Origin of the sequence: Mesorhizobium sp. M0571 (assembly GCF_040320985.1) — a bacterium.
Taxonomy (GTDB): Bacteria; Pseudomonadota; Alphaproteobacteria; order Rhizobiales; family Rhizobiaceae; genus Mesorhizobium.
The window spans coordinates 17,651-33,782 of record NZ_JAMYQT010000035.1; the positions used below are offsets into that span (position 1 = coordinate 17,651).

Genomic DNA, 16,132 nt, shown 5'->3' on the forward strand with positions numbered 1-16,132 from the left:
CCAGTGGGGTCCGTTGCGTTTCTGGAGAGTTCCGTGCATCGACGTGTTTTGACGCGGCTTATCGCCGCCGCCGGTGAGAAAAAGCGTTCCTTCCTGTCTCCGTTCATTATTGGCCTTGGCATCTGGGTCGGCTTTCCGACCGTCACCGCCTATCAGGACATGACCAGCCTGGTCTCCGGCCTCGAGGCGCCGAGCGTCCGCTGGAACGCCTATGTCGAGAAATCCGTCGCCGGTTCCGTCCACGCCGCCGAAATGCCGTTCGTCGATTCCAGCAGCACCGGCTCGCTCTCCGGCTCCGGCGTCCAGTTGCCGGGCATCGGTGCCGTGTCGTTTCGCGGCAAGGGCAGCGTCGCCGGCACGACGCCGGACGAGGACCGCATCATCCGCGCCGACAAGAAGGGCCGCATCATCCAGGTCTCGCCCGTCTCGCCGCCGAAGAACTTCAACGCCGGGTCAATCTTCGAGCGCACCTCCTCACTGCTCCGCCCAAGCATGGACAGCGGCCTGAGGATGGCTTTCGCCAAGCCCGAGATCAAAGGCAAGGAAATCCAGATCGCCGCAGCCTTCCACACGCGCGCCGACAAGAAGCCGGATCCCGGCGTGCCGGCGATGCTTGCCGCGCTGGTCAACAACGATCATCCCGACGTGCTGGCGACCGCCTATGCCTCGTCGGCCCCCGATTACGCCAAGGCGTCGCCTTTCGAGGCCTTGCTGCAGGACGAGGACCCGAACGATGGCCGCTTCATTCCACCGCTGAGCAAGGGCGATCATTCGTGGATGCAGACGCCGCTGCCGGCGAGCGTCTTTTCCGAACCGGAGCAGGCTTGTCTCGCCAACGGCATCTATTTCGAGGCGCGCGGCGAATCCGTGCGTGGCCAGGCCGCCGTCGCTCAGGTCATCCTCAACCGCGTCCGCAACCCGGCCTATCCGAACTCGATCTGCGGCGTCGTCTACCAGAACGACAACTGGTTCAACCGCTGCCAGTTTTCCTTCGCCTGTGACGGCAGGAAGAAGCGCATCGACAATCCCGCCTCCTATAAGACCGCCCAGGATGTCGCCATGGCCGTCACAGCCGGCAAGATCTTCATTCCGGAAGTCGGCTCGTCGACCCATTATTACGCCAACTACGTCCACCCGGGCTGGGCGCGGACGATGCAGAAAATGACCAGGATCGGCCTGCACATCTTCTACCGCACCTATGGCGGCGGCTGGAGCTGAGTGCTCGGGTAGCCCTTGCATCTTTCGCGCGAGAGCGGCCGATCGAAGACCCGTCGCCGTGGGGATTCGGCCGCAGCATGCCGGGGACCCGTGTCGGGCACGATGTCGCACCCAAGCAAGTAGCTGATTTATAACAAAAAAATACTTGAGCTTGAACGTCCGCCCGTGGCTTGACGGGCGCGGACCCTCTAACTATGTTGCCGGCGACTTTAAGAAGCGGACGGACGGTGACGGTCTGACCGGGCAGGGGGGTTGCGTGGCCGACAAGAATGGGCCAGACGGAACCGGAAAAACCGGCCGCGGCAAGCAGCATGAAGCCGACAACCGCGACGACGATCTTGAGCGCCGCCGGCGCGACCTTGAAGCATCGCTTGCGACAAGGCGGCCGGATCGGCTCGAGGGGAAAGACGACGCGAAAGCGGGCAGTGCGGTCGGGTACGGCCAGGCGCTCAAGCTGTCCAGCGAGTTCATCGCCGGGATAGTGGTCGGTGCGGCTCTCGGCTGGTTTATCGATCGCGTGGCGGGGACATCGCCATGGGGTCTGATAGTCGGGCTGCTGCTGGGTTTTGGCGCAGGCGTGCTCAATGTCCTGCGTTCAGCCGGGCTTGTGTCGGAATTCGGAACGGGCGACAAGCCGCGCGATCCGAAAGAATGAATTGAGGCGCCGCATGCCGGCGCATTGAACAGGACGCTAAAGCCGCGTGCGGCTTTTGATGGGGATGTGAACGTGGCTGCTGACAAGGTCGATCCGATCCACCAGTTCCATATTACCAAGCTGATTCCGATCAATATCGGCGGTTACGACCTGTCCTTTACCAATTCGGCATTGTTCATGGTTGCGACGGTTGCTGTCGCATCGGCGTTTCTCTACCTCAGCACATCGAGCCGCAGCCTCGTTCCGGGCCGCCTTCAGTCGGTCTCGGAAATGGCCTATGAATTTGTCGGCAATATGCTGAGGGACGCCGCGGGAACGCAGGGCATGAAGTTCTTCCCCTTCGTGTTCTCGCTGTTCATGTTCGTGCTGGTCGGCAACCTGCTTGGGCTGTTCCCGTATTTCTTCACCGTCACCAGCCACATCATTGTCACCTTCGGCCTTGCGGCGCTGGTGATCGGAACGGTCGTCGCTTACGGCTTCACCAAGCACGGTTTTGGCTTCCTGAAGCTGTTCGTCCCGCATGGCGTGCCGGTTTACCTGCTGCCGCTGGTGGTGCTGATCGAAGTGATTTCCTTCGTCTCGCGCCCGGTCAGCCTCTCGGTTCGTCTGTTCGCCAACATGCTCGCCGGTCACATTACGCTGAAAGTGTTCTCGGGCTTTGTCGTCAGCCTGAGCGCGCTCGGCGCGGTCGGCGTGGCGGGCTCGGTTCTGCCGCTGGCGATGGCCGTGGCGCTGACGGCGCTGGAGCTGCTGGTCGCCTTCCTGCAGGCCTATGTCTTTGCCGTGCTGACCTGCATGTATCTCAACGACGCCCTGCATCCCGGGCACTAACAACGTTTCCGGCATTGCCGCCGGATGGAATTTGCAACGGAATTTTAGATCCAAAGGAGTTGAACAAATGGACGCAGAAGCAGCAAAGTACATCGGCGCCGGCATCGCATGCCTCGGCATGGGCGGCGCGGGCATTGGCCTCGGCAACATCTTCGGCAGCTACCTGGCGGGCGCGCTGCGCAACCCGTCGGCGGCCGACGGCCAGTTCGGCCGCTTGATTTTCGGCTTCGCCGTGACCGAAGCGCTGGGAATCTTCTCGCTTCTCATCGCGCTTCTCGCTCTGTTCGGCTGAATACTGCGAAGAATTGAACGGGCCGGCCGCGATCCTGCGGCGGGCCTGAATTTCGGGGATAGTCCATGTTCGTGACATCTGCCTTTGCGCAAGAGTCCGCGCCCACCGCAACGGAAGGCGACACGCATTCCGCCACCGGCGTGCCTGCCGAGGCGCATGGCACGTTTCCGCCATTCGATCCGGCGACGTTCCCCTCGCAGCTTCTGTGGCTGGCGATCACCTTCGGGCTGTTCTATCTCTTTTTAAAACGGGTAGTGATGCCGCGCGTCGGCGGCATCATCGACGTTCGCAACGACCGCATCACGCAGGATCTCGACCATGCTGCCCGGCTCAAAAGCGAGGCCGATGCCGCCGTTGCCGCCTATGAGCAGGAACTGGCGGAAGCCAAGGGCAAGGCCAATGCAATCGGCCAGCAGGCCAACGATGCCGCCAAGGCGGAAGCGGAGGCTGCCCGCAAGACGATCGAAGCAGCGCTTGACCAGAAGCTTGGCGAGGCCGAGGCGCGCATATCTTCCATCAAGGCCAATGCCATGAAGGAAGTCGGCACGATCGCCGAGGACACCGCTTCGGCCATCGTCGAGGCGCTTGTCGGCGGCAAGGCCAGCAAGGCCGAGATCGCGGCCGCGGTCAAATCCGTGGCCGGGTGAGGAGCGCATCATGGACGCAACATCTCTCGCGACGCTTTGGGCAACCGTTGCCCTGATTATTTTCCTCGGCATTGCCGTCTACATCAAAGTGCCGGGCATGATCGCCAAGGCGCTCGATGCCCGTGCCGACAAGATCAGCAGCGAGCTCGAGGAAGCGCGCCGGTTGCGCGAAGAGGCCCAGCAACTGCTCGGCCAATACCAGCGCAAGCGCAAGGAAGCCGAGCAGGAGGCCGCCGACATCGTCGCCGCCGCCAAGCGCGAGGCCGACATGCTTGCTGCCGAGGCGCACAAGAAGACCGAGGACTATGTCGCCCGGCGTACCGCCTTGGCCGAGCAGAAGATCGGCCAGGCCGAGCGCGAGGCGATCAGCGAAGTGCGCGCCAGCGCCGTCGACATCGCGGTGGAAGCGGCGCGCTCGCTGCTGGCCGGCAAGATCGACGCCAAGGCCGGCGCCGACCTGTTCAACGCCTCGCTGCAGGATTTGAAGTCGAAGCTGAACTAAGTGACTTCATCGAGAATTCATCGAAAGCCGCCTGGGAAACCTGGCGGCTTTTTTAGCGAAACCGGCTGAGCGCGTAATCTCCCCCCTCGAGGAGGAGATGTCGCCAAAGGCGACAGAGGGGGTCGGTACGTCCTGGCACGACATCAAAGCCAGATGTGGCGTGCCGGAATAAAAGACCATGAAGAAATTCTTGTTCTTACTGTTAGCCATCGCCACATTATTCGGAACGCTATCGTTTATATTTATATATAGCCCCGTATTGATTCGAATTGACAGAAACAATTTTATTGGAGGAACCCTTTCGTCGGAGATACGAACTTTGTGGAACAGCAAGGGTCAGGCAGAACGTTTCACGTTATTTATATTTCGTCGGATACGGACATTTCTGTCGCATGTGGAGATGGCGCGAATAAATCAATCGATCACGACGGACATCTAACTCCGCAAGCTCAATGGTATATGAGCGTGAAGCTCATCGATTGCTCTTTAGATGATTTTAAGTACATATTGTGATGCTGTGACGAAGACTTAAAAAAGTAGAGGCCGATTGTGAGGCGATCGGCGAAGTGTGCGCCAGCGCAGTCGACATCGCCGTCGAAGCCGTCCGCACACTGCTTGCCGGCAAGATCGACGCCAAGGCCGGCGCCGACCTGTTCAAATCCTCGCTGCAGGATTTGAAGTCAAAGTTGAATTAAGCGGAGCGTAATCTCCCCCCTCGAGGGGGAGATGGCCGGCAGGCCAGAGGGGGTAGCAGCGCGTGGAGCGCCAACCCTCTCCTTCGTCCCTCATGGCGTCGCGCCAGGACGTACCGACCCCCTCTGTCGCCTTCGGCGACATCTCCCCCTCGAGGGGGGAGATATACGGCTAGCCGCTTTCACCTCAATCCAGGCCCGAAAGGCTCTCTTCCTCCAGCACCTCAGTCCCGCCGAACCGGAACGGTGCGAAGGAGGCGCGGTGCAGCCGTGCCACCGGCCCATGCAGATCAATCGCCGTGCGATGGCGCACAGTGGCGTAGCCCATATGCAGCTCGAAGCCATAATGCGCATGATGGCTGCCGCAGCCGCACATCATGCGGTCACGCATCACCTTGGCGACGATCGAGGCTGCGGCGATCGACTGCGAGCGCTGGTCGCCCTTGATCAGCGCTCTGCCCTCGCAGGGCAGGCCGGGCGGCACGTCGCGGCCATCGGCCAGCGCCAGCTTCGGCCGGATTGACAGGCCGGCCAAGGCACGGCGCATCGCCTCTAGGCTGGCCTTGAGGATGTTGCTGGCATCGATGCCTTCCGCGCTGACCGACGCCATCGACACGGCCAAGGCCGAGCCGAGGATTTTCAGGAACAGCGCCTCGCGCTGCAAATGCGTCAGCCGCTTGGAATCGTCGAGCCCATCGGGGATGTTGGCAGGATCGAGCACCACCGCTGCCGCAACGACCGGCCCGGCGAGCGGGCCGCGACCGGCCTCGTCCATCCCCGCCACCGGCCACAGGCCTTCGGCCATCGCCTTCGTTTCGAAGGAGAAGTCGGGTTTCTCGACGATTTCGAAGAGAAGCGGAGAATCGGAACGCGCGCGAGCCATGGTGCGGCGAGGTTCGCATCGGCTCCGATTCTCCGCAAGTCCCTCTGGGTCGGGCGGGGCACCGGACCCGGAGGGTTACCGTCTGAAGCCCGGGGACAGGACAGGCCGGACGGGATTTTTCGCCCCAGCCAATGGCGGCCGGCGCCAACACTGCATGTCGCCCAAAAGTGTGTCGCGGTTTTGGGAAAACGACATGCATAAACAAAGACTTCACAGCAGCATCAGCTGCTCGGTTGCCTTGGCAGCGGGGATGAACTGGTCGGTCCGCAGCGAGCGCCGCTCGGCATTGAGGCCGAGCCGCTTGGCGGCGATCTCGAAGCGCCGTCCGATCTGCCAGGCATAGGGGCCGGAGCCTTTCATGCGCTTGCCCCATTCCGAATCGTAGTCCTTGCCGTCGCGCATCGAACGGATCAGCGACATGACGTGGCGATAGCGGTCAGGATAGTGGCGCAGCAGCCAGTCCTTGAAGATCGGCGCGACCTCCAGCGGCAGGCGCAGCAGCACATAGCCCGACTCGCGCGCGCCTGCGGCCCGCGCCGAATCGAGGATGCGCTCCATCTCCGGGTCGGTCAGTCCGGGGATGATCGGCGCGACCATGACCGAGGCCGGAATGCCGGCATCCGAAAGCTGCCGGATCGCCTCCAGCCGCTTGGTCGGCGTCGACGCGCGTGGCTCCATCGTTCTGGCCAACATCCGGTCCATTGTCGTCACCGACAATGCCACCTTAGCCAGCCCGCGCTCGGCCATGCGCGACAGGATGTCGATGTCGCGTGTCACCAGCGCCGATTTGGTGACGATGCCGACCGGATGCCCGCGCGCCTCCAGCACTTCGAGGATCTCGCGCATGATCCGGTATTGCTTCTCGATCGGCTGATAGGGATCGGTGTTGGTGCCGATGGCGATGGTGCGCGGCTGGTAATTATCCTTCGACAATTCCTTGTCGAGCAGCCGCGCCGCATCCGGCTTGGCGAACAGCTTCGATTCGAAATCCAGCCCCGCCGACAGGCCCATGAAGCTGTGCGTCGGCCGTGCGAAACAATAGACGCAGCCATGCTCGCAGCCGCGATAGGGGTTGATCGAGCGATCGAAGGAGATGTCGGGCGATTCGTTGCGGGTGATGATGGTGCGCGGCTTCTCGACCTGTACCTCGGTCTTGAAGGGCGGCAGCTCCTCCAGCGAATTCCAGCCGTCGTCGAACACATGCCGGCTGACCGGCTCGAAACGGCCGGACGGATTGATGCCCGCCGACCTGCCGCGATTGCGTTCCGGACGCACGCGCATGCCGCTCTGCTCGATCATCGCATTCGCCATCTCGGCCCTGCCAGCTCCGAAGGCTGCAATATCGGCACGCACGATCTGTTCCATTTTGGCCCTCTCCCAGGGACTGTCTGCCCGCTGTCGAATCGCTCTGCTCATGGAAACTATTCCTATTTGATTGGTGAGAACAAAGCAAGAACTTTTTAGCGGCACGCCGCAAAAACTGGCGCAGCCCAGCGCTTTCCGCTATTCGGCTAAAGATGCTCAGCGTTCTGATCGAAACCCTGAATGACGAGGAGGGCCTTGCCCGCACGCTCGCCTCGCTGATCGGCGGCGCGGTCGAGGGCGTGGTGCGCGACGTCGTCGTCTGCGACACCGGCTCGACCGACCAGACGCACCGCGTCGCCGAACATGCCGGCTGCCACTATGTCAGCGGCGGCATCGCTGCCGGCATCAGGCAGGCCAAAGGCGAGTGGCTGCTTTTGCTGGAGCCGGGAGCGCGGCTGGGGGAGGGCTGGATCGACGAGGTCGTCGCTCATACGGCGAGGCAAACCATGGCGGCGCGGTTTTCGCGGGCACGCGGCAGCCGCGCGCCGTTCCTGTCGCGCGTCTTTGCCGGAAATCGCGCTCTCGCCGAAGGCTTGGTGATCAGCAAGCGTCAGGCCGCGGCGCTGTCTAAGAGCGCCCGCAGCGCCGAAGCGATTGCCCGCGGCCTGGCGACAAGAAGGCTCGACGCCGAGATATGGGTGGCGCCGCGGAAGTGACGCCTTACCGTCTCGGTTCGGGGAACTGCCGAAGCGAATTTTTGCCGAGGTTTCATTTATTGTGCATTGCACAAAACGTGGCTGGGGGGTACCATTCCCGGCGAAACGGGCGAATAGGGTTTGGGATGTGCCGGAGCGGCGACGACTATCGTCGATGCTGTTCCCCAGACATTTGAGGACCCCGATGACCCTTTCAAGCCCTGACAAATCCGGCGCTGCAAGCCTCGAGGCGATCGCACGCAACGGCGGTACGCTGCGCCGCATCGCCGCCCGGATCCCGACCTACCTGTCCGACCTTCGCGAGAATCCGGCATGGTTGCCGATGTTCATGCTGGCGCGCACCATGCCGGCGCGGCGGCTGCACTGGCGCGGTGCAAAGCCCGTTCCGCCGGCGCGCAATGTCGGTGAAACGATGTTCGCCGGCGTCGACCGCGATGCCGTCGTCGGCGCGCTGCGCTCCGAGGGGCTCTATTCGGGCCTGACGCTGCCGGCCGCCATCCATGAGGAGATCGCCCGCTTCGCCGAGCGCACGCCATGCTTCGGCAATTTCGACCGCCGGCTCGAATTCCTGCCCGAAAAACACGCCGATGCCGAAAAGCATTTCGGCCGACCGCTGCTCAGCGGTCACTATTTCGAGCGGGTTCTCGACTGCAGCGCTGCGGTCGCCGTGCAGCGCGATCCGCTGCTTCTCGACGTCGCGGCACACTATCTCGGCAGCCAGGCCAAGCTGATCACGACCCGCGTCTGGTGGAGCTTTCCGACCGGTGGCGTCTCGGACGCCGACAAGAACATGGCCTCGCTCGGCAAATACCATTTCGACCTCGACGACTGGCGCATGCTGAAGTTCTTTTTCTACCTGGTGCCGGTCGACGCCGACACCGGGCCGCATGTCTATGTCCGCGGCTCCCACAACCGCCGCATCCTGAAGCATCAGCTGACGCTGCTGGTCGGCCACTCGGCGGAAGAGGTGCTGGGCGTCTACGGCGAGCAGAGCCCGGTCACGCTGACCGGGCCGGCCGGCCTCGGCTTTGTCGAGGATCCGTTCGGCTTCCATATGGGCACCGTGCCGACGCGCACGCCGCGGCTGATGATGGAAGTCGGCTTCGGCGTCTCGCCGCCGTCGCGCCGGCGCTTTCACGGCGAGCCGGTCATTCGCTGAGGCGGTGTCGTCCGGCCGATACCTCGCTCCGTCTCAGCCGCGCCGCAAATGCTCGTCCAACCGCGGCATGATCTCGACGAAGTTGCAGGGCATGTGCCGGTAGTCGAGCTGCGGCTTCAAGATGCCGTCCCAGGCGTCCTTGCAGGCGCCGGGCGAGCCCGGCAGCACAAAGACGAAGGTGGCGTTGACGACGCCGCCAGTTGCCCGGCTCTGGATCGTCGAGGTGCCGATCTTGTCGTAGGAGATGCGGTGGAACACTTGGGAAAAGCCGTCCATGCGCTTTTCGAAGATCGGCTCCAGCGCTTCAGGCGTCACATCGCGGCCGGTGAAGCCGGTCCCGCCGGTGGTGATGACGACATCGATCGCATCGTCCTTCGACCAGCCCAGGACTCTGTCGCGGATCTTTTCCAGGTCGTCGGTGACGATGTCGCGGGCGGCGAGAACGTGGCCGGCCTTCGTGATGCGGTCGGCCAGCGTCTGTCCGGATTTGTCGTCGGCGAGGCTGCGCGTATCGGAAACGGTCAGCACCGCGATGCGCACGGGAACGAAGGGGCGGCTCTCGTCAATCCTGGCCATGGGCCTCAGCCTCCGAGGTCAGGCTTCGCGTTGCTGCGACAAACCAGTCGGGATGGCGGCCGCGGATATCGACGGCCGCGCGCTTGGCCACATTGCCGGTCTCGAACAGCCCGAAGCAAGTGGCGCCGGAACCCGACATCCGGGCAAAACCGGCTCCGGCCTTGTTCAGCACGGAAAGCGCCTTGCCGATGGCCGGCTGGATTGCGCGCGCCGCAGGCTCGAGATCGTTGCGGGTGATCTCCAGCCAGTTGCGGATGCCGTGGAAGTCGACAATGCGCGGCAGCGGCGGCAGCCCCGCATTGTCGCGGCGGCCAAGCGCGTCGAACACTTCGGCCGTCGAGACGGCAGTGCCGGGATTGACGAGCACCAGACCCAGGGCCGGGAAACCCGGCACGAGCGTCAACTCGTCCCCGACGCCGCGCGCGATCAGCGGTTTGGCGGCGAGGCACATCGGCACGTCGGCGCCTAGCGACAGGCCGATCCGCGCCAGTTCGGCGTCGCCGACATCAAGTCCCCAGGTCTGGACCAGAGCGCGCAACACCGCCGCCGCGTCGCTCGACCCGCCGCCGACGCCGGACGCAACCGGCAGGTTCTTTTCGAGCCTGATGGCGACAGCCGGCGCATGCTGGGAACCGGCCTCGCGCCGCAGCGCGTCGCGCGCCCTCACCACCAGATTATTGTCGTCGGCCGGTACCGCGGCGGCGTATTTGCCGGACACGGAAAATCCGTCGCCGTCGGCAAGTTCCGTCTCGATCCGGTCGCCGAAGCGCGTGAATACAGCCAGGCTTTCGATCGTGTGATAACCGTCGGCGCGCCGGCCGGTGACATGCAGCGCCAGATTTATCTTGGCGTGCGCATGCGATGCCCGGATGCTGGCCTCGGAGTTCACTGGCTCGGCCGCGAGGGGGACGACGGTCAATCCTTGGCCAGACGGTATTCGCCGGTCTTCGGATCCTTGACCAGCGTTCCCATCGTGCCGTTGGCGGCCTGCTTTTCGGTACGTCGCACCTTGGCGGTCACCCGGTCGGCTTCCCTAACGAAGGAGCGGTAGCCGAAATAGGCGGCAATGCCGACGACGGCGAAGAAAATGATCTGCGGCATGTCAAACTCCTCCCTCGCAAGGCCGGCAAGGCGGCCGGTCGGGTCGGTTGATGATTTATGCTAGACGCTTTCACCGGCTTTTCAAAGCCCGAAGCGCGCCCAAAGTGCGCGCTCTTCCGCCGCATCGATGACGCCGCTTGCAGCCGCGGCGGCAATATCGGGCGCCGAAAAACTCGAGCCGAAAAGGCCGAACCGGCCGAACAGGCCGCGCGGCGCGGTGATCAGCTTGAGCTGGGTTTTCGGCCCGAAACGGCCCTTCAGCACGCTGCGCATGTCGCCGAGCGCATCGACGAGCCCGAGCTCGAGCCCCTTCTTGGCCGTCCAGAACAGGCCGGTGAACAGGTCTGGATCGTCCTTGAGCTTGGTGCCGCGCCTGTCTTTGACGACGTCGATGAACGTCTCGTGGACCTCGAGCTGCAGCGCCTTCAGGCGCTCGACGTCTTCCTTCTTTTCCGGCTTGAACGGGTCGAGCACCGCCTTGTTCTGGCCGGCGGTGTGGACGCGGCGCTCGACGCCGATCTTCTTCATCAGCTCCGGAAAGCCGAACGAGGCCGACACCACGCCGATCGAGCCGACGATGGAGGACGGGTCGGCAAAGATCTCGTCGCCGGCGACCGCGATCATGTAGCCGCCCGATGCCGCCACGTCCTCGACGAAAACCAGGACTTTCTTGTTCTTCTCCGTCGCCAGGTCGCGGATGCGCCTGAAGATCAGCCGCGACTGCACCGGCGAACCGCCTGGCGAATTGATCGAGATGGCGACCGCCGGCGCTTCGAAGGAAAACAGCTTTTCGATGAGGCCGGCGGTCGACGCTAGCGACAGGCTCGGCCGGAATTGACCGCTGCTGGCCATGATCGTGCCGTGCAGCCGGATGACCGGAATGGTGACGACGGTGGAGCGCCAGGATTTCGGCAGCAGGCGATTGAAAAGGCGTTTCACGAGGGGGCTGTCTCCGGTCGATTTGCTTGAGGCATGTAGGAATTCGCCGGCCAACGGCAATGCCGTCACGCCGGCAATCAAAATGGATCAGTCTCCGAACAGCGATGCCAGCCCGTTATTGATCAGCTCTGTCCGCTCCGAGGGGCCATTGCCTGAATATGCATGCAGCATCAGCGGCGGCTGGATCGACAGCTTTCCGCGTGCGCCGAGAATTGCTCTGACGACGATACGGATCGCCTTCGCCTCGGGGCGAGGGTGGACGGCCAGCATCTCGGCATCGCCGAAGCGGCCGGCGATGGCATCGAGGATGGCGCCGAGCTGTTCCGGCCTGGCGATGACGGCCAGCCCGCCGCCCGGCCTGACCACCGCGGCCGCGCTGCGGACCCAGCTGTCGAACAATCCATCCTCCGAGACGTGCGCGGCCTTTCTCAGCGGATCGGGCGTCGCGCGATCCTCGGCGGCATTGAACGGCGGGTTCATGATGACGAAATCGAAGTTGTTGTCCTCAAGGCCGGCGGCCGTTCGCGCCCGGCCCGACAGCGCGACATCGGCAACGAGCACGGAGGCGCGGTCGCTGAGATGCGCATTGCCGGGATGAGCAAGCGTCGTTGTGGCGAAGGCCGCCATTTCCGGGGAACGCTCGACGAGCACTGCCTCGGCGCCGGGGCAGCGCGATAGCACCGCCAGGCCGGCCGCACCGGCACCCGCGCCAAAGTCAGCAAGCCGCCCGGCGAAGGAGGACGGCACGGCAGCCGCCAGCATCATCGCATCCATGCCGGCGCGGTGGCCTGCCTTTCTCGGCTGCACCAGCCAGAAGCGACCGCGATGAAAGGCATCGACCGTATGAGCCGGCATGTCCGGGACAAGGGCAGCGGGCGACGCGGACATTATTTTTGGCGGATCTCGTTGGCGATGCCGGCATCCGTCAGGATGCGCCGTGCAGCATCGGCCTTGTCGGCGTCCACCATGACACGGCGGGGCAGGATGCCGATCGAGCCGTCGAGCACGCTCATGTTCTGGTCGGCGACGAAACAGCCGATACCGGCATCGCGCATCAGCGATTCGACAAACGAAATGATGACGGCGTCGTTGGTGCGGATGAGCTCTATCATCGGATGAAACTCGCAGTTTGCGGCGTTGATGTAAACGTGGACGTGATCATGTACCAGAGCCGCCGCGCCAATTCGCCTCTTGCCGCATCGGTGGGTGCCGCCCTAGAGTCTGTCCAGGGACCATGTTGCCGTCGTGCATATCGAGGTTGGGAGTTTTGCCGTGGGTGTCGTTCTCAACATTGAAAACGGGAAGCGGGAAGCCGCCTCGATCAAGGATCTCATCGACCTGACCGCAGCCGATATGGGACGCGTCAACGAACTGATCCTGTCGAAGGCCGGGTCCGACGTCGAGATGATCCCGGAGATCGCCAACCATTTGATCTCGTCCGGCGGCAAGCGGCTGCGGCCGATGCTGACGCTCGCCGCCGCCCAGATGTTCGGCTATTCCGGTGACGGCCATGTCAAGCTCGCCACATCGGTCGAATTCATGCATACCGCCACGCTTCTCCACGACGATGTCGTCGACGAAAGCGGCATGCGGCGCGGCAAGAAGACCGCCCGCATGATCTGGGGCAATCAGGCAAGCGTTTTGGTCGGCGATTTCCTGCTCGGCCAGGCTTTCCGCATGATGGTCGATGTCGGCTCGCTGGAGGCGCTCGACATCCTGTCGAGTGCGGCCTCGGTCATCGCCGAAGGCGAGGTGATGCAGCTCGCCGCGGCCAAAAACCTCGAGACCACCGAGGACGAGCATTTCGCCGTGATCAAGGCCAAGACCGCGGCGCTGTTCTCGGCCGCCGCCGAAGTCGGGCCGGTTATCGCGCTCGCGACGCGCAACGATCGCGCCGCGCTGCGCTCCTATGGCATGAATCTCGGCCTTGCCTTCCAGCTGATCGACGACGCGCTGGATTACGGCGGCACCAGCAAGGACCTCGGCAAGAATGTCGGCGACGATTTTCGCGAGGGCAAGGTGACGCTGCCGGTGATCCTCGCCTATCGGCGCGGCACCAAGGCCGAGCGCAGCTTCTGGAAACGCGCCATCGAGGACAATGCAGCCGACGATGCCGGGCTGGAAAAGGCAATCGGCCTGATGCTCCGCCACGGCGCGATTGCCGACACCATCGGGCGCGCCCGCCATTTCGGCGAAATCGCTCGTGACGCGCTGGCGCCGCTCGAGGCGACGCCGCAAAAGTCGGCGCTGATCGACGTCATCGATTTCTGCATCAGCCGGGTGAACTGAGAGACGTCGCCGGTATGTGGCCGGCATGGCGCCCGCCCGTCATTTTGGTTTCCCCGGAAGAACCATTGCAGCGAGCAGGCTGACGACGATACCTGCCGCGGCGAGCCAGAAGGCGACCTGGATGCCGTCGGCGACGGCGATCTTCAAGGCATCCCCTGTCAATCCACCGACATGGCGGTTGGCAATCGCGATCAACACCGCCATGCCGATCGCATTGCCGACATTGAGCATGGTGGAGGCCATTCCCGACGCGACACCTTGCTCGTCATGGGAAACACCCGAAGCGGCGGCGATCCACATGGCGGTCCAGACGATGCCTTGTCCGACACCGGAGATGATAAGGCCAGGCACGAGGGACAGATAGCTGCTGTCGGCGTTTGCACCGGATACCATCACGGCCGTTCCGATCGCGCCGCCAATCATGCCGCCGACCAGCGTGGCGCGTGTCGAAAAACGCGTTGCCAGACGTTCGCCGACCTGCGTGCCGGCCGCGATGGCGACCGATGGCACGAGAAACGCAAGGCCGGCCTGCAAGGCGGTGAAGCCATGCACGTTCTGTAAAAGCACGGTGAGGAAGTAGGGCAGGGCCCCGAACGTCCCCATGAAGAGGAAGGTGATCGTCATGCCGGCGACGAGGCTGCGGTTGTGGTACAGGCGCAGCGGCATCAGCGGGTCGGCGCTGCTTGCCTCTATCGCTGCGAAGGCGATCAGGAAGAATGCCGCCAGTGCGGCACTGACGATGATCGCGGTCGAACCCCAGCCATATTCAGGCCCCTGAACCAGCGTGAAGACGAGCAGCGTCGCGCCGGCGGTGACGGTCAGCGCGCCCGGCAGATCGAAGCTGCGATGTTCATGCCGCTGGCGGTCACGCGGAATGATGGCGAAAGCTGCGATGATGGCGACCCCGGCCAAAAGCACGTTGACATAGAACACGGAGGGCCAGCCGAAGGCGCTGGTGAGAAGCCCTCCCGCCAGCGAGCCGAGCGTCAGGCCACTTGCTCCGGCGCCGCCCCAGACGGCGAGCGCCCGGTTGCGTTCCGGCCCTTCGGCAAACAGGCGATTGATCAGCGACAGCGTGGCCGGGAACAGGAACGCAGCGCCGATACCTTGCACCGCACGGGCCGCGATGATCATTTCCGGCGACCAGGCGAGGCCGCCGACCAGCGACGAAAGCGCATAGAGCCAGAGCGCGAAAATGAAGACCCGGCGCTGGCCGATCAGGTCGGCGGCCCTGCCGCCGAACAGCAGGAAGCCACCGGTGAAGACGGTGTAGGCGCTGACCACCACTGCAGGGTTTGGCCCGAAAAGCCCAGCCCCGCGCCGATTTCCGGCAACGCCACGAAGACGATGTTGAGGTCGAGCGCGATGATAAGCTGCGCGAAGGAGAGCAGCGCCAGCGTTGCACCGCGCCTCGCTCCGACCCCTCCTGTTGCCGCGGCGCCGAACGGCGCGCTTTGATCCAGTGAACTCATGTCAATCTCCATTTGCAGTGATTCTTTATCGATCGACAAAGAATTAAATTTGCAATCCGAAGTCAAGCGGATTATTTGTTGATTGATAAAAAATGGAGGTCGCAATGGCAGGACGGCCAAGGGAGTTCGATCGGGATCAGGCGCTGGAGAAAGCGCGCGACGCCTTCTGGACGCGCGGCTATGAGGGGACCTCGATGGCCGATCTCGTGTCGGTGCTTGGACTGGCCTCGCCGCGCATCTATGCCGCGTTCGGCTCGAAGGAGAACCTGTTTCGGGAAGCTATCGTTCTGTACGAGACCAAAGAAGGAAGCTTTGCCAGCCGCGCGCTTGCCGAGGAGCCAACCGCCCGGCGGTTTGTCGAACGATTGCTGCGTGATGCAATCGAAATCTATGCCCGGCCGGGCCTGTCGCGGGGCTGCATGGTTGTCTCGGCCGCGACCAACTGCGCCGTTGAAAACGACGGTGTGCTGCGCTGGCTGGCCGAGCGTCGCCACGCGCGCAATGCACTGATTGTCGAGCGCCTGAGAAAGGGCGTTCGGGACGGCGAACTCAAACCGGGCACGGACCCGGAGGCCCTCGGCGATTACTACACCACGCTTTTGTTTGGTCTGTCGGTGCAGGCGCGCGACGGCGTGCCGAAAGAGCGGCTGCACGCTCTGGTCACCGTTTCGATGCAGGCGCTGGACGCACGTCTGTCGCTGGGGTCCTGAGTTTCGTGCGCGGAGCGGAAGCGCCGAAGCGGACGCCATGCGGTCGAGGGCCGCAGTTAGGCCCTTTCGGCATGGTTTATTAATTGCTTGACCCGATTGTGAATTCGGGCCGGGTTGAAGCCCGACCCCAAAAAGGCCATGCTTT

Annotated in this window: 20 protein-coding genes and 1 pseudogene; 11 read left to right on the forward strand and 10 right to left on the reverse strand. The window is 63.6% G+C overall.

From position 1 onward, the window contains the following. Positions 1-33 precede the first annotated feature (33 nt). From NKI85_RS28190 to NKI85_RS28220, 7 genes and pseudogenes are all read left to right on the forward strand, one after another. Positions 34-1,218 carry a cell wall hydrolase gene (locus NKI85_RS28190; RefSeq protein WP_352529288.1) on the forward strand — a complete coding sequence of 395 codons (1,185 nt, stop codon included), beginning with the start codon at positions 34-36 and terminating at the stop codon, positions 1,216-1,218. A 256-nt stretch (positions 1,219-1,474) separates the two neighbouring features. Then, complete coding sequence (locus tag NKI85_RS28195; protein WP_352529286.1) at positions 1,475-1,873, forward strand: AtpZ/AtpI family protein; 399 nt, start codon at positions 1,475-1,477, stop codon at positions 1,871-1,873. A 72-nt stretch (positions 1,874-1,945) separates the two neighbouring features. Next, entirely contained in the window at positions 1,946-2,704 is a 759-nt protein-coding gene (locus NKI85_RS28200; protein WP_352529284.1) for a F0F1 ATP synthase subunit A, read from the forward strand. A gap of 67 nt (positions 2,705-2,771) precedes the next feature. Continuing rightward, positions 2,772-2,996, forward strand: a complete 225-nt coding sequence (locus NKI85_RS28205) for a F0F1 ATP synthase subunit C (RefSeq protein WP_006206606.1) — start codon at positions 2,772-2,774, stop codon at positions 2,994-2,996. A 65-nt stretch (positions 2,997-3,061) separates the two neighbouring features. After that, on the forward strand, positions 3,062-3,643 hold the full coding sequence (locus NKI85_RS28210) for a F0F1 ATP synthase subunit B (RefSeq protein WP_352529282.1): 582 nt from the start codon (positions 3,062-3,064) through the stop codon (positions 3,641-3,643). Between the two features lie 10 nt (positions 3,644-3,653). Then, on the forward strand, positions 3,654-4,145 hold the full coding sequence (locus tag NKI85_RS28215; RefSeq protein WP_352529280.1) for a F0F1 ATP synthase subunit B: 492 nt from the start codon (positions 3,654-3,656) through the stop codon (positions 4,143-4,145). A 539-nt stretch (positions 4,146-4,684) separates the two neighbouring features. Beyond that, positions 4,685-4,840, forward strand: a pseudogene (locus NKI85_RS28220) (ATP F0F1 synthase subunit B); the annotation flags it as partial. Positions 4,841-5,024: 184 nt separating this feature from the next. Here the strand turns inward: NKI85_RS28220 and rnhB are convergent. Together rnhB and NKI85_RS28230 are read right to left on the reverse strand one after the other, a co-directional pair. Beyond that, positions 5,025-5,720 (reverse strand): ribonuclease HII, encoded by a 696-nt coding sequence (gene rnhB, locus NKI85_RS28225; RefSeq protein ID WP_352779332.1) that lies wholly within the window; start codon positions 5,718-5,720, stop codon positions 5,025-5,027. A 210-nt stretch (positions 5,721-5,930) separates the two neighbouring features. After that, positions 5,931-7,085, reverse strand: a complete 1,155-nt coding sequence (locus NKI85_RS28230) for a PA0069 family radical SAM protein (RefSeq protein WP_352529276.1) — start codon at positions 7,083-7,085, stop codon at positions 5,931-5,933. Positions 7,086-7,237: 152 nt separating this feature from the next. Between NKI85_RS28230 and NKI85_RS28235 the strand changes: the two genes are divergently transcribed. Next, positions 7,238-7,741, forward strand: a complete 504-nt coding sequence (locus tag NKI85_RS28235) for a glycosyltransferase (protein WP_352529274.1) — start codon at positions 7,238-7,240, stop codon at positions 7,739-7,741. 184 nt (positions 7,742-7,925) lie between these two features. Then, positions 7,926-8,900 (forward strand): phytanoyl-CoA dioxygenase family protein, encoded by a 975-nt coding sequence (locus NKI85_RS28240; RefSeq protein ID WP_352529272.1) that lies wholly within the window; start codon positions 7,926-7,928, stop codon positions 8,898-8,900. Positions 8,901-8,933: 33 nt separating this feature from the next. Here NKI85_RS28240 and moaB read toward each other — a convergent pair whose 3' ends face one another. The 6 genes from moaB to NKI85_RS28270 all read right to left on the reverse strand — a co-directional run bounded on the left by moaB (position 8,934) and on the right by NKI85_RS28270 (position 12,628). Further along, positions 8,934-9,476, reverse strand: coding sequence for a molybdenum cofactor biosynthesis protein B (gene moaB / locus NKI85_RS28245; RefSeq protein WP_352529270.1), 543 nt, complete (start codon positions 9,474-9,476; stop codon positions 8,934-8,936). Then, positions 9,463-10,365, reverse strand: a complete 903-nt coding sequence (locus NKI85_RS28250) for a 4-(cytidine 5'-diphospho)-2-C-methyl-D-erythritol kinase (RefSeq protein WP_352529310.1) — start codon at positions 10,363-10,365, stop codon at positions 9,463-9,465. The genes moaB and NKI85_RS28250 overlap by 14 nt, the downstream gene beginning before the upstream one ends. A 26-nt stretch (positions 10,366-10,391) precedes the next feature. After that, on the reverse strand, positions 10,392-10,577 hold the full coding sequence (locus NKI85_RS28255; protein ID WP_352529268.1) for a hypothetical protein: 186 nt from the start codon (positions 10,575-10,577) through the stop codon (positions 10,392-10,394). A gap of 81 nt (positions 10,578-10,658) precedes the next feature. Next, positions 10,659-11,516 (reverse strand): S49 family peptidase, encoded by an 858-nt coding sequence (locus NKI85_RS28260; protein WP_352529266.1) that lies wholly within the window; start codon positions 11,514-11,516, stop codon positions 10,659-10,661. Between the two features lie 87 nt (positions 11,517-11,603). Further along, a complete protein-coding gene (locus tag NKI85_RS28265) occupies positions 11,604-12,404 on the reverse strand; it encodes a tRNA1(Val) (adenine(37)-N6)-methyltransferase (protein ID WP_352529264.1) in 801 nt (266 codons plus the stop codon). Then, positions 12,404-12,628 (reverse strand): putative signal transducing protein, encoded by a 225-nt coding sequence (locus NKI85_RS28270; protein WP_023674082.1) that lies wholly within the window; start codon positions 12,626-12,628, stop codon positions 12,404-12,406. Before NKI85_RS28270 ends, NKI85_RS28265 begins: the two co-directional genes overlap by 1 nt. A 160-nt stretch (positions 12,629-12,788) precedes the next feature. Between NKI85_RS28270 and NKI85_RS28275 the strand changes: the two genes are divergently transcribed. Continuing rightward, the gene (locus tag NKI85_RS28275; RefSeq protein ID WP_352529262.1) at positions 12,789-13,805 is read left to right on the forward strand and encodes a polyprenyl synthetase family protein; all 1,017 of its coding nucleotides are present in this window, start codon (positions 12,789-12,791) and stop codon (positions 13,803-13,805) included. A gap of 39 nt (positions 13,806-13,844) precedes the next feature. Here NKI85_RS28275 and NKI85_RS28280 read toward each other — a convergent pair whose 3' ends face one another. Continuing rightward, complete coding sequence (locus NKI85_RS28280) at positions 13,845-15,092, reverse strand: MFS transporter (protein WP_352529260.1); 1,248 nt, start codon at positions 15,090-15,092, stop codon at positions 13,845-13,847. Continuing rightward, positions 15,023-15,397, reverse strand: coding sequence for a hypothetical protein (locus NKI85_RS28285; protein ID WP_352779339.1), 375 nt, complete (start codon positions 15,395-15,397; stop codon positions 15,023-15,025). The genes NKI85_RS28280 and NKI85_RS28285 overlap by 70 nt, the downstream gene beginning before the upstream one ends. Between NKI85_RS28285 and NKI85_RS28290 the strand changes: the two genes are divergently transcribed. Further along, a complete protein-coding gene (locus tag NKI85_RS28290) occupies positions 15,382-15,987 on the forward strand; it encodes a TetR/AcrR family transcriptional regulator (RefSeq protein WP_352779341.1) in 606 nt (201 codons plus the stop codon). The two genes, NKI85_RS28285 and NKI85_RS28290, sit on opposite strands and share 16 nt — an antisense overlap. The last annotated feature ends 145 nt before the right edge of the window (positions 15,988-16,132 follow it).